At 41.9% G+C, this 13,107-nt stretch carries 11 protein-coding genes; 6 read left to right on the forward strand and 5 right to left on the reverse strand.

Features of this window, described 5'->3' with window-relative positions:
- Nucleotides 1-19: 19 nt before the first annotated feature.
- From AC1D0K_RS27320 to AC1D0K_RS27340, 5 genes are all read left to right on the forward strand, one after another.
- Nucleotides 20-1,258: a PP2C family protein-serine/threonine phosphatase gene (locus tag AC1D0K_RS27320; RefSeq protein WP_477392726.1), complete on the forward strand. Its 1,239-nt coding sequence runs from the start codon at nt 20-22 to the stop codon at nt 1,256-1,258.
- A gap of 132 nt (nt 1,259-1,390) precedes the next feature.
- Entirely contained in the window at nt 1,391-1,987 is a 597-nt protein-coding gene (locus tag AC1D0K_RS27325) for a ribonuclease HII (RefSeq protein WP_477392728.1), read from the forward strand.
- Between the two features lie 55 nt (nt 1,988-2,042).
- Nucleotides 2,043-3,254 (forward strand): glycosyltransferase family 4 protein, encoded by a 1,212-nt coding sequence (locus AC1D0K_RS27330; protein WP_477392730.1) that lies wholly within the window; start codon nt 2,043-2,045, stop codon nt 3,252-3,254.
- Between the two features lie 285 nt (nt 3,255-3,539).
- Nucleotides 3,540-4,622, forward strand: a complete 1,083-nt coding sequence (gene gcvT, locus AC1D0K_RS27335; protein WP_477392732.1) for a glycine cleavage system aminomethyltransferase GcvT — start codon at nt 3,540-3,542, stop codon at nt 4,620-4,622.
- A gap of 67 nt (nt 4,623-4,689) precedes the next feature.
- The gene (locus AC1D0K_RS27340; RefSeq protein WP_477392734.1) at nt 4,690-5,442 is read left to right on the forward strand and encodes a 2-phosphosulfolactate phosphatase; all 753 of its coding nucleotides are present in this window, start codon (nt 4,690-4,692) and stop codon (nt 5,440-5,442) included.
- Nucleotides 5,443-5,571: 129 nt separating this feature from the next.
- Here AC1D0K_RS27340 and AC1D0K_RS27345 read toward each other — a convergent pair whose 3' ends face one another.
- The 5 genes from AC1D0K_RS27345 to dtd form a co-directional block, all read right to left on the reverse strand.
- Nucleotides 5,572-9,240, reverse strand: coding sequence for an ABC transporter permease (locus AC1D0K_RS27345; RefSeq protein WP_477392736.1), 3,669 nt, complete (start codon nt 9,238-9,240; stop codon nt 5,572-5,574).
- Nucleotides 9,241-9,399: 159 nt separating this feature from the next.
- Nucleotides 9,400-10,269 (reverse strand): DUF4349 domain-containing protein, encoded by an 870-nt coding sequence (locus AC1D0K_RS27350; RefSeq protein WP_477392738.1) that lies wholly within the window; start codon nt 10,267-10,269, stop codon nt 9,400-9,402.
- Nucleotides 10,270-10,389: 120 nt separating this feature from the next.
- Nucleotides 10,390-10,716, reverse strand: a complete 327-nt coding sequence (locus AC1D0K_RS27355) for a nucleotide pyrophosphohydrolase (RefSeq protein ID WP_295715892.1) — start codon at nt 10,714-10,716, stop codon at nt 10,390-10,392.
- Nucleotides 10,717-10,774: 58 nt separating this feature from the next.
- On the reverse strand, nt 10,775-11,149 hold the full coding sequence (locus AC1D0K_RS27360) for a GxxExxY protein (protein ID WP_477392741.1): 375 nt from the start codon (nt 11,147-11,149) through the stop codon (nt 10,775-10,777).
- Between the two features lie 51 nt (nt 11,150-11,200).
- A complete protein-coding gene (gene dtd, locus AC1D0K_RS27365) occupies nt 11,201-11,659 on the reverse strand; it encodes a D-aminoacyl-tRNA deacylase (protein ID WP_477392743.1) in 459 nt (152 codons plus the stop codon).
- Nucleotides 11,660-11,866: 207 nt separating this feature from the next.
- On the opposite strand from dtd, the gene AC1D0K_RS27370 reads away from it, so the two are divergent.
- Nucleotides 11,867-13,102, forward strand: a complete 1,236-nt coding sequence (locus AC1D0K_RS27370) for a cystathionine gamma-synthase family protein (RefSeq protein WP_477392745.1) — start codon at nt 11,867-11,869, stop codon at nt 13,100-13,102.
- Nucleotides 13,103-13,107: the final 5 nt, after the last annotated feature.

Consider the following 13,107-nt stretch of genomic DNA (forward strand, 5'->3'; position numbering starts at 1 on the left):
GTCAGCGTACTAAAAACAGATGCAATATATAGACGATAGTTCTGGCGAAGACGAATTAATCAGGCTGTTGCTGAAGCGACAATCAGAATTAAATTCCTTATTGGAGATTACCAGGGCCATTAATAAGAATACTGCCACCCCGATACTCATTCAAATGCTTGAGGTTATCCTGCAAAATTACCTGCAGGTGGGCAAGCTGCGTTTTCTTATTGAAAAGGAAAATAAGTTTGTATGCATCTCCAAATACGGCGGCGATATAGAATCGTCGATGATTTTAAGCAAGGCCTGCAATAAATTAAGCAAGGTAAAATCGCCTATAGCGATAGCTGATCATGAAGACCATACCCTGCGCAACTACAATTACTTTATCCCGATATACCATAAAAGCAAGGCCTTAGCTTATGCGCTTATTGGCGATTTTAATACATCGGGCGAGATGCTGGGCAACGATCTTAACTTCATTCAAACCCTGATGAATGTGATCATTGTGGCCCTGGAGAATAAAAAACTGTTTCGCGAACGCCTGCAATCAGAACGTTTTCAGCGCGAAATGGAGCTTGCCGTTGAGGTACAAAACATGCTTATCCCACTAAAAATCCATAAGGATGCTGACGTGGAAGTTGGGGCAAAATACCTGCCGCATCAAAACATCGGCGGCGATTATTTTGATTTTATCCGCCTTAACGAAAACGAGTTTCTGTGGTGCATTGCCGATGTATCTGGTAAGGGAATTTCGGCGGCGCTGCTGATGGCCAATTTCCAGGCCAGCCTGCATGCCTGGGCCGCGGTGGAAGACGACCTGACCAATATCATCGACCGCCTGAATAAGATAGTACTCAACAACACCAAAGGCGAGCGTTTTATAACACTTTTTTTGGCCCGTTATAACCAAAAGAAACGCAAACTTAATTATATCAACGCGGGCCACAACCCTACCATACTCTACTCCGACGGAGGCGCTATACCATTAAAACTGGGCACCACCATGATAGGCGTTTTTGAAGAACTCCCCTTTTTAAATGAGGGCGAAATTGATATAGAGCCGGGCAGCCTGATTGTAAACTACACCGATGGATTGATGGATTTTGAATCAACCACCAACAAGGTTTGGAACGAGGACAAACTGCTTGATTTTGTAAAATCCCATGGCAGCCTCACACCAGATAATTTTAATGACGCCCTTTTAGATCATCTGAACCTTGTACACAAAAGCAAGCCCATAGATGATATCACCCTGCTTACTTTAAGGATCTTTTAATGCACACTAATTCCCGCTAATTTTTTTGAATTGCACGAATTATAGCTCCTGTCTTGATACTTGATACTAACGACTTGATACTTCTCCTGTCTTGATACTAACTACCTGATACTTCTTCTTATATTTGTACACATGTTAGCAGCCAGGTACCAATATGAATTAATTGAAGCAGGATGTGACGAAGCTGGTCGCGGATGCCTTGCAGGGCCGGTATTTGCCGCCGCCGTGATACTCCCCCATGATTTTGATCACCACCTACTCAACGATTCGAAACAGGTATCTGAAGAAATACGCTACCAGTTACGTACAGTGATAGAAGAAAAGGCTATTGCCTTTGCCGTAGCATCGGTAGATAATTTTGAGATAGATGAGATCAACATCCTCAATGCATCATTCCTGGCCATGCACCGCGCCATTGAAAAACTGCATATAGCCCCCCAATTTTTGATCATTGACGGTAACCGCTTCAAAAAATATCCAAACATCCCGCATGAGTGCATTATTAAGGGCGATGGAAAATACTTTAGTATAGCGGCAGCATCCATATTGGCCAAAACCTACCGCGACGATTATATGCTGCAAATTGCCGCCGAACATCCCGAGTACGATTGGCATACCAATAAGGGTTATCCAACCATAAAACACCGCGAAACGGTAATGAAAATAGGTTTTACGCCATACCATCGTAAAACTTTCAGGGTAAGCGATCCTCAGCTAAGTATTTTTTAAAGATACTTTGATTACCACTTTCAGGATGGTACTTTTGTGACAAACCATCAATCATTTGAAGATTCTTATTTTAACACATCGTGTCCCATTTCCGCAAAATGGCGGGTATGCCATAGTGGTGTGCAATACCATAAAAGGCTTGATCGCCTTAGGCCATGATGTATCGCTGGTATCATTAAACGCCGAAAAATACAATGGAAACTCGCATGGAAAAGATGAGCTGCAGGATAAAATAAATTATACCTCGTATAAGATCAACATCAACATATCAATGGTTGATGCGGTGGTAAACCTGTTCAATAAAAAATCAAACAATGTTGATCGCTTTTATAATGCCGAATTTGAAAAACTGCTTATCCGCGAGTTAAAGAAAACAGCTTATGATGTTGTGCAGTTTGAGGGTTTATTTGTTACTCCCTACCTGTCATCTATCCGCAAGTTTTCTAAGGCCAGGCTTATTTATCGCTCACATAATATTGAACACCAGGTTTGGCAAAGGCTGGCCCAGCAAAAAAGCGACTTGTTTAAAAAGTGGTACCTGCGCATGCTGGCCAAACGCATTAAGGATTATGAATTGGAGCAGCTTAACAAATTTGATGCTATAGCGGTATTCACATCCGAAGATAAGATCACGATGCTATCCTATGGGACTACAATCCCGGTGGAGATATTTCCGGTTGGCATTGATTTAACCAGGTATAACCCTGATCTAAGCAAAACTGAATTCCCGAGCCTGTTTTTCCTGGGATCATTGGATTGGCTGCCCAACCGCGAAGGAATAGAATGGTTTATTGATAATTTTTATAAAGACCTCACCGAAGGCGATCTGCGGGTGAAGTTTTATGTGGCAGGCCATAACATCCCCGAGCGCTATGACGACTATGAGGTGATGGGCAAAATATTTATACAGGGCGAAGTTGATGATGCTTTTGAGTTTGTGAACAGTAAGGCCATCATGATAGTTCCACTTTTATCAAGCGGGGGGATGCGGGTAAAAATTGTGGAAGGTATGGCCATGCAAAAATGTATTATATCAACCTCGTTAGGTGCCGAAGGGATCAACTTTACCCATGGTGACGATATTTTGATTGCCAATAATCAGCAGGAATTTTATGACGCCATTGAGCGTTGTATTACCGACGAAGAATTTTGCCGCCGCGTAGGTTTAAACGCCCGTAAACTGATAGAGCAGCAACATGATGTAAATGAGGTTACCAAAGGCCTGGTTAAGTTTTATAAAAATTTAGAAAAGGCAGCTAATGTATAACTGCTGGTGTGGAACCTCCTTCTATTTCTCGGTAAAAACGGTGTCATTTCAAACGAGGTACGAGGAGAAATCCTATACAACATACTAACGAACAATGCATATTGTATAGGATTTCTCCTCGCCCTTACGCTCAATCCGCCCCCGCTCGTTCGAAATGACAATTTTCTTTTATTAGCGGTGTCGCGATGAGTAATCCGACCGGCTGATAACTCACCTCTTAATTTCCATCCTCCTTCCCAATTCCACTCAGAAATAATTACTTTTGCGGCTTATTATACAGTTTGCATGAAGAATACTGCTTTAACCGATATCCATATAAAAACAGGTGCCAAAATGGTACCCTTTGCCGGCTATAATATGCCCGTACAATACGCTGGTATTAACGCCGAACACGAAACCGTACGCAAAGCCGTTGGTGTGTTTGATGTAAGCCACATGGGCGAATTTATTTTAAAGGGCGACAACGCGCTTGATCTAATACAACGTGTTACCAGTAACGATGCTTCAAAACTGTACGATGGCAAAGTGCAATACTCCTGCCTGCCCAATGAAGATGGTGGCATTGTTGATGACCTGTTGGTTTATCGTATAGATGAGAAAACTTACATGCTGGTGGTTAATGCATCAAACATTGATAAAGACTGGAACTGGATATCTAAGTTTAACACTGCCGGCGTTGAAATGAAAAACATATCAGACCGCACCTCGCTGCTGGCCATTCAAGGCCCCAAAGCTGCCGAGGCGCTGCAAAGCCTTACCGATGTTGACCTGGTATCGATGGAATACTACACCTTTAAAAAAGGAACCTTTGCAGGTGTTGATAATGTAGTAATCTCGGCTACAGGTTACACCGGCGCTGGTGGTTTCGAGATCTATTTCGAAAACCAGTATGCCAGCCAGATCTGGGAGGCGATATTTAAAGCCGGCGAACCATTTGGCATTAAACCAATTGGCCTGGGTGCCCGTGATACTTTACGTTTAGAAATGGGTTTTTGCCTTTATGGCAACGATATTGACGATACTACTTCGCCTTTAGAGGCCGGCCTGGGCTGGGTTACCAAATTTAATAAAGACTTCACCAACGCCGAAGCACTGCAACAGCAAAAACAAGCTGGCGTAAGCAAAAAGCTGGTAGGCTTTGAAATGATAGATCGTGGTATTCCGCGTCATGATTACCCCATTGTTGATGCTGAGGGCAATAACATAGGAAAAGTAACGTCAGGTACACAATCACACTCCCTGCAAAAAGCGATAGGCCTGGGCTATGTAAAAACCGAATTTGCCAAAGAAGGCACCGAAATTTACATCAGCATTAGAGATAACAAGGTAAAGGCTAAAATTGTAAAGCCACCATTTTACAAGGCATAAGCCCCCTAACCCCCTGAAGGGGGAACTATAAACAATAGTTTTCCCTTTAGTTATTAATTTAAAAATCATGTCAAATAATACCGATAACCAAACGCTCCCTTCAGGGGGGCGGGCGGCACACGTTTGTCTTACTCCGGCTTTAATACCACTTTTTAATGTGGAGGATTATATTGTAGTGGTTATTGATATTTTCAGGGCAACGTCATCTATATGTTATGGTATTGAAAACGGTGCTGAGGCTATTATTCCGGTATCACAGGTTGAGGAGTGTTCCGCGTATAGAGAGAAAGGGCTGGATTACCTTTTGGCAGCAGAACGCGACGGAAAAGTAGTTGATGGCTTCGATTTTGGCAATTCGCCATTTTCATACACGGTAGAAAAAGTAGCCGGTAAAACCATTGTACTTACTACCACCAATGGTACCCATGCACTGCATTTATCACGCTCGGCCAAAAAAATTGTAATAGGCTCATTCCTGAACCTTACTGCGCTTAGCACCTGGCTAAAAAATCAGGATGAAAATATTTTATTAGTATGTGCCGGTTGGAAAAACAATTTCAACCTGGAAGATACGCTGTTTGCCGGAGCCGTTATAGACCAGCTAAAAACAGATGGTTTTGAGCTGGATGATGCTGCTATTGCCGCAAATGATCTTTATCAGTTAGGCAAGCATGATATTAACGACTACCTTAAAAAAACATCGCACGGCGAAAGGTTGAAAAAACTGGGCATCCAAAAAGATATTGAGTTTTGCCTGCAAATTGATATCACCACCGCCATTCCGGTTTTGGAGGGCGAACGGCTGGTAAAATTGAGCTAAAATCGATATAAGTCCGGATAACACATCCGGACTTATACCTTATTTGGACATGAAGCCCTCCTGCATTTCAACGCCGAAAGCATCTTATTGCATTTAACCCAAATCTCCTGTTAATACTGCGGCAAAAGCCTACTCACTTCTCAGGCTTTTCACCGGGTTTGCTATTGCTGCCTTTATTGCCTGGAAACTTATCGTTGCAAGTGCAATAATTATTGCCGCAAATCCGCCTGCAGCAAATAACCACCAACTAATGTTGATGCGATAAACGTACGCTTGCAACCATTGGTGCATGTAATACCATGCAATGGGTGCAGCAATGGCAAAGGCTATTGCAATGAGGATGATAAATTCTTTTGAAAATAAATAAACGATATTGCCCGCGGTAGCACCAAGCACTTTACGAATACCCACTTCTTTTATTCTTTGCACTGCCATAAATGAGGCTAAACCATACAAACCAAGACAGCTAAGGAATATGGCGATAGCTGCAAAAATTTTATACAGCTGCGATAACTGGTTTTCCTGTTTGTAAAAACTTCCAATTTTTTCATCGAGGAATTTGTACTCATAAACAAAATCGGGGAACGTTTTATCAAATACCTTTTTAACCGATTGCATGGTAGAAGAAATATTTGTAGTCGCCAGCTTTATCCCTACCTGGTTGTACATGGCAATGTCGGTGGTGATCAATAATGGTGCAAGGTCGTTGCGGAAAGACCGGTTATGGAAATCTTTTAATACGCCAACAACAGTTCCTTTGATCTGATCATGCCAGGTGGTCATATGCTTGTTCAATATGTCCTCTGGTTTTTTCAGCCCCAAAGTTTTCACTAAAGACTCGTTTACCAGAAATTCTCCAGTGGTATCAGATGGGTTCACATTTCTGCCGGCTATAAGCGGCAATTTGTAAGTGGATATGTATTCGTTGTCGGCAAATTTGGTAATAACCTGGAAGTCTGTTTGTTTTACCGCATGATTATATTTGATAATGCTCCACAGATCGGTGCCATTTTCAACCGGGGTGTTGGAACTATAAGTAACCGCCTGCACGCCGTTTACAGACAATAATTCTTTCTTTAAATAACCCAGCTTGCTGAGGCGAAGACTATCCACACGGAAAGGAACATTGATAATGGCGTCTTTATCAAAACCCAGCGGCTGGTTCATAAAATAATCCATTTGCTTTACAATGATGAGCGTTCCGATAATGAGCGCCTGCGCAATGATGAATTGAAACACCACCAACCCTCTTCTTAACGAAATTCCGTTTGCATTTGACGTGAGTTTACTCTTTAGCGCATTAACCGGACTGAAACGCGATAAAACAATAGAGGGATAAAAGCCTGCAAGTGCTGTAACTACGATGGTTACCGCCAAAAGAAATAAGATAATTGCAGGATTGCTAAAAATGTTGAATGAAAGCGAAAGTTCCAAAAGGTTCCCCACATAAGGCAATGCAAGTATGGTAATAAAGCCCGCGAGTATTACAGCGCTTATAACTATTAAAAATGTTTCGATGATAAACTGGATCTGCAATTGAGATTTACTACTCCCCAACACTTTTCTTACGCCAACCTCTTTCGCCCGGTTAACGGCTTGCGCAGTGGATAGGTTGATAAAGTTTACGCAGGCAATTAACAGAATGAATGCTGCAATAAGCCACAATACATTAAGCAATTGATGGCTGATTGTTTTGTTGCTGTAATTACCCACTTGCGTATCATAATGCACCGCACCTAAGGGCTGGATAAAATGCCTGTCGGTATTGCCAGGCGACTCTACCCTGTGGGAGTAAGCCCTTAATTGTTGGTTGAAATTATCGGCAGAAGTGTTCGGCGGCAGCAAAATATAGCAACCAAAACCGGCAACATTCCCGTCCCAATCGGTGGATTTTGACAAATAATCCCCGGTGAAACCCGTTCCATAGGCTACAACAACCTTTAGCTGAAAATCTGAATTTGCAGGTACGGAGGCCAAAATCCCTGAAACTTTTAATACATCGACGCCATGTTCAAACATATAGCCGCCCATTTGCAGTTTAATGGTTCTGCCTATTGCTGTTTTCCAGTCGCCGAAATACTTTTCAGCGATCTCTTTGGTAAGTAATACGTTGTTCGGATCTTTTAATGATTCATAAGAACCTGCCAGCAGCGGGAAATCGAATATTTTAAAGAATGAAGGGTTCATGTAAAATACACCGTGCTGCTCCTTAAAATCTTTCTCCGTATTTCCATTATTATCAAGAATCAACAGCTGATCATCGTGGCTGGCAAAGATCGGGGCTACCTGTTCTATTTGGGGAAAAGACGTTTTCAGTCCTAAAGGCATTGGAAAAGGGACAGCTGCTTTGTAAGAAATATTTCCTCCTTCTGCGTAATGAAATTCGGTCAGTACACGATAGGTACGATCCTTCTTCGCGTGAAAAGTATCAAAGCTTGTTTGAAATTGTATAATGATAAAGATCATCATACAAACGGTAATACCAACAGCCAAACCAGTAACATTAATGGCAGTATAGCTTTTATTGCGCGTCAGGTTGCGCCATCCTATTTTCAGGTAACTTTTAAACATATAGTTGCGGTTTAATTTCTCATCAGACCACTGAGTCGTGGTTTCGTGATTCGAATTTACCGCTGTAAATCGGGTCGAGTGTTCCAAGTTATAAGATGGTCGCTCTTTTTTCAGATCGTTCTTATATTCTGCGGGGCTTTTCCCGGTCATTTGCCTAAAAGTGCGGTTAAACGTAGTTTTGGAATTGAATCCGGATTCAAATGCAATGCCCAACAGGGTTATGTGTTCATAAGCAGGGTCCTGCATTTTCTGAACGAAGTCTGCAACGCGATATTCATTGATGAAATCATTGAAGCTTTTTTTGAGCACCGTATTGATTATCCTCGATAATTCATGAGGACCAAGGTCAAGCTTTTCAGCAAGCGAGCTTAAGTTCAGTTCCGGGTCCTGGTAATACCGGTTGGCTTGCACGGTTTTCTTTAGCCAACTACCCCTTTGTTTCATTTCTGCAGGAAGCGGTGGCTTTAAAAACGAAGGGGGATCGACGGGTACGCCAGCCTCCTGAGTTAAAAAGGCTACGGCCGCCATCCAAATAGTCATTACCGCTAAAAGGAGATATAAAGGATAATAAGCATGTATACTTAGTTGGTAATGGTAATAAAAATAGTCTACGGCTGTAAAAGGGATCCACAATAGCCATAACAGGCCGAAACCTATTAGTAAATTACGCAGCCACCGCAATTCGTACCGGTACCGATCGCCCCCGTTAAATTTGAGGCCCCGGTAAAAACGCTCTATCTGCCGGTGAGACGCATACAGGTAGGCGCCGACCGAAATAAAGGCCAGCAATTGTAATATTGGATTCAGCGTATGAAAGGTCTGCGTATGATAAGTAGCCGCCCCTGTGCTGATACTCTCCTTTATCTCCAATACCAGGGCGCCCAGTTCGAGCAGCAGCGGGCCGAAATGCACGAGATCATTAAAGCGAAATAGATACTTAGGCCGGGTTATTTTGAGAACATAAAAAAAGATCAGCGGGCCCAACGCCAGCGAAAATTGCAGCGGCAGCCAGCTCCAATGAGAAAAATAGGTTTCAAGACCGATATCCCTCCCCAGTACCCAAAGCAGCCACAGCACCATCACAACCAGGGCCAAACTCAAAAAGCGATTTGCAGCCCGGTTGCTCCTGTTGGCGAATCCCAACTGCAGAACGAAAGAGAACCCGATAAATATCGCCCCCAGAAAGGCCAGGTCATAGAGGGTGATATGGAAGATATATGCGTTCAATTTTTTATTTACTTCAATCCCTGTTCCAAACCGTTAACTTACTAATATAAGTAAATTGCATTTTATTTATACAATATAACCATTGCGAACACAGGACCAAACGGCTTTGAATTGCGTATCACCGCCCCATACAATATCAAACATAAAAGAAAGCAAAACTTACTCCGCTTTCTTTCCCTTTTTCTTTCTCCATATTTTAACCATCCAATAAAAAATAACAGCTATAATTATAAGGGGCCAAAACATAATAGTGCTAAAAAACAGGTTTTGCAACAAGTTCCAGCCATCATAAACAGCCGTTTTAAATTTATAGCTAAATGCCTCGTCAACAATTTGGGCCGTTTGCTTATTGTAAAAAGTAATATCAAGCGAGCTATAGGCAACCTGCCTGCTTAAATAATTTAACTGCCCCTGGGTTGATTCTATATCGGTACGGATCTGGGCAAGCTTTTCCTCTATCTGCAAAAGATCGCTGGTTTTGGTAGCTCTTTTTAACAGTTCAAGATAACGATCCTCCAGCAGTTGTTTGTTTTTAAGTTGAGTGGCGATGTCAATAAACTCAGTAGTAACATCTCTCCGGCGGATATTTTTTGTGTCGATATGATCTGCATCGGCAGATAATGCTTCGAGGAATGAGTCGAAATTTTTAGAAGGGATCCGAATTTTCAGATTATATTCCTTTTGATTATTGTCGCTATTGGTTGTTTCATTTTCTTCGGCAACATAGCCTCCCAGTTTTTTTAGCGAGTTAACTATTTTTTGGCGGGTTGCTTTCAGGTTCTCCACCGGGAAACGGATCTCGCCCTCCTTAATTATTTTTTTAGATGTATCAACCGTTTCTTTTGGAGAGGCTTCCTTGTCATTAAACGCTTTTTTATCATACGCTCTTTCGTAACCTGCTTTACTTTGCTTTACTGGCGGAACGGGAGCCATCGCCATATCGGCCACCTCCGCTTTCTCTTCTACATTTTTATGCCCACAGGCAGAAAACGTTAATAATAAAGTAAATAAAATGAGATATACTTTCATAATAAGGCGATTTAGTTATTGATAATAAACGAAACCTACCTTATTAAATTATATAAAATTAAAATAAACAGAATTTAATTTTGTTTATTTAACTTAATCAATATATAATATTAATAACTATTACTTCAGTTTCTCATTATTCTTGTGTCTGTCAACATCGCGGATACTTTTCTTTTCCATATTTTTCTCAAGCGCATCGGTAAGATCGATACCTGTTTGGTTAGCAAGGCATATCAGCACAAAAAGCACATCCGCCATTTCATCAGCCAGGTTAACTTCCATATCCGATTTTTTAAATGATTGCTCACCATACTGCCTTGCCATGATGCGGGCTACCTCGCCCACTTCCTCCATCAAAATAGCAGTATTGGTAAGTTCATTAAAATACCTGATCCCCATGGTATTTATCCACTTATCTACAAGATGCTGCGCTTCTTTAATTTCCATAACACGAATTACACAAATTTTATCGAATTCCTCTAATCATGTTGATTAATCGGATGGATCAAATTATTACGCGTTGATAGGTAAGTGACGGCGTGCCAAAGTTTATAACAATTCCCAGCTTTAAGCCAGAGGCTTTAAGGTAGTTTAAAGTTTGCTCAATGTGAGGCTCTCCAATATTGCTTGCTGCTTTTATTTCAAGTATAATGCTGCCGAAAACAATAAAGTCGGCTACAAAGAAATGTTTGAGCTTCTGCCCTTTGTATACAATTGTATAAGGAGTTTCTCTTGAAAAGGAAATCTTGATTTTTTCAAGCTCAAATTCCAAAGCATCTTTATAAACGGCTTCTTTAAAGCCATGACCAAGAATTTTATGCACCTCAAAGCACGCACCGATTATTTTATAAGACTCTTCCATGAAAAGCAAATCGGCCATAGTTTATATTAAATTAGCGTAATTCGACAAAATCAGTGCAATTGGTGTGTATTAATGGTTCTCTTTATCCCTGGTATCCATCACAATTGTAACAGGCCCATCATTCAATAAACTGATCTTCATATCGGCCCCAAAAATTCCCGCGGCTACTTTTCTACCGGTGATTGTTTCCAGCGTTTTTATCATCTGCTCATACATCGGGATGGCCTTATCTGGTTTAGCAGCACGGATAAATGATGGTCGGTTCCCTTTTTTTGTTTGCGCAAATAATGTGAACTGCGATATCAGTAAGATATCGCCACTAATATCTGCCAATGCCTTATTCATCAAACCATTTTCATCGCCAAAAACACGCATTCCTGCAATTTTATTGGCCAGCCAGTTAAGGTCATCAATAGTATCCGCATCTTCAATACCCAGCATCACCAGGAAACCGACACCTATTTGCCCGGTAATTTCTCCATTCACTTTGCAGCTTGCCTCAGTAACACGTTGTAGTACAGCTCTCATATAGGCACGAATTTCACGAATGTTTGCGAATTTCACGAATTCAAGCGGATTAACAGTTAATAAAAGACGCCAATTTGTGTCCGCGCAGACCTTGACACTTCAAATTAGTGTCAATTCGAAACCATTCGTGAAATTCGTGTCCATGAAATCCGTGCATAATTGCTAAGTTCGCAACCGCTATTATTCTATTTTACTAATAGGTTCACAATGACGACAAAAAGAGGCTTTACAACTACCCTGCTACATTCCGACCGCTTAGGTCAACCAGAACATGGTTCTTTACATAAACCCATCCATACTTCGGTTACTTACGGACACGAAGATGTGCAGGACCTGGTAGATATTTTCCAGAATAAAAAGAAAGGTTACGCATACTCTCGTCAGGGCAACCCTACGGTAACCGCGCTTGAGCAAAAAGTAACCCAAATGGAAAAGGGTTTGTCTTCTATTGCATTCTCTACCGGCATGGCCGCTATTTCGGCTACCATCATGGCGCTTATTAAACATGGAGATCACATTGTTGCCAGCTCATTCCTGTTTGGCAACAGCCGCAGCATATTTCAAACCTATATTGATATGGGTTTGGATATCACTTTTGTTGATGCCACCGATGCGGAAAATGTACGCAACGAAATAAAAGAAAGCACCAAACTTGTTTTTGTTGAAACCATAGCTAACCCCGCCACACAAATAGTTGATCTGGAAGGCATTGGCGAGCTATGCCAGCAAAAAGGCATTTTATACGTGGTTGATAATACCATGACCTCGCCCTACCTGTTTAACCCTATTGATGTAAAAGCCAGCCTGGTTATTAACTCGCTTACTAAATACATTGGCGGCCATGGCAATGCTTTGGGCGGCAGTGTTACCGATACCGGTTTGTTTGACTGGAGCGTATATCCTAATATCTTTCCTGCTTTTAAAGCACAGGTAAAACCCGCGGCGCTGGGCATGACCCAGGTACGAAAAAAGGGCTTGCGCGATGCCGGGGGCACATTATCACCCGAAGCCGCTCACTCTATATCAGTAGGATCAGAAACATTGGCCTTACGACTGGAGCGTGCCTGCAACAACGCATTGGCGTTGGCTACCTATTTTGAAAGCCATCCTAAAATTAAAAAAGTATTTTACCCGGGTTTAGAAAGCCACCCGCAGCATGATAGGGCCAGTAAGCTTTTCGCCAAATTTGGTGGTTTAATGAGCATCGAACTGGATGAAAGTATTGACTGCCTTGCATTTTTAAACAAGCTGCAGCTGGTAGTAAAATCAAGCAACCTTGGCGATACCCGTACGCTGGCTATCCCGGTAGCTCAAACCATATTTTTTGAGCTTGGGGCCGAAAGACGTGCCGAAATGGGGATCCCTGAAACCATGATCCGCCTATCGGTTGGTATTGAAGACCTGGACGATTTAATGGCGGATTTTAAAGAAGCTCTGGGATAAAAATT

This window comes from Mucilaginibacter sp. P1_A3 (assembly GCF_056406855.1).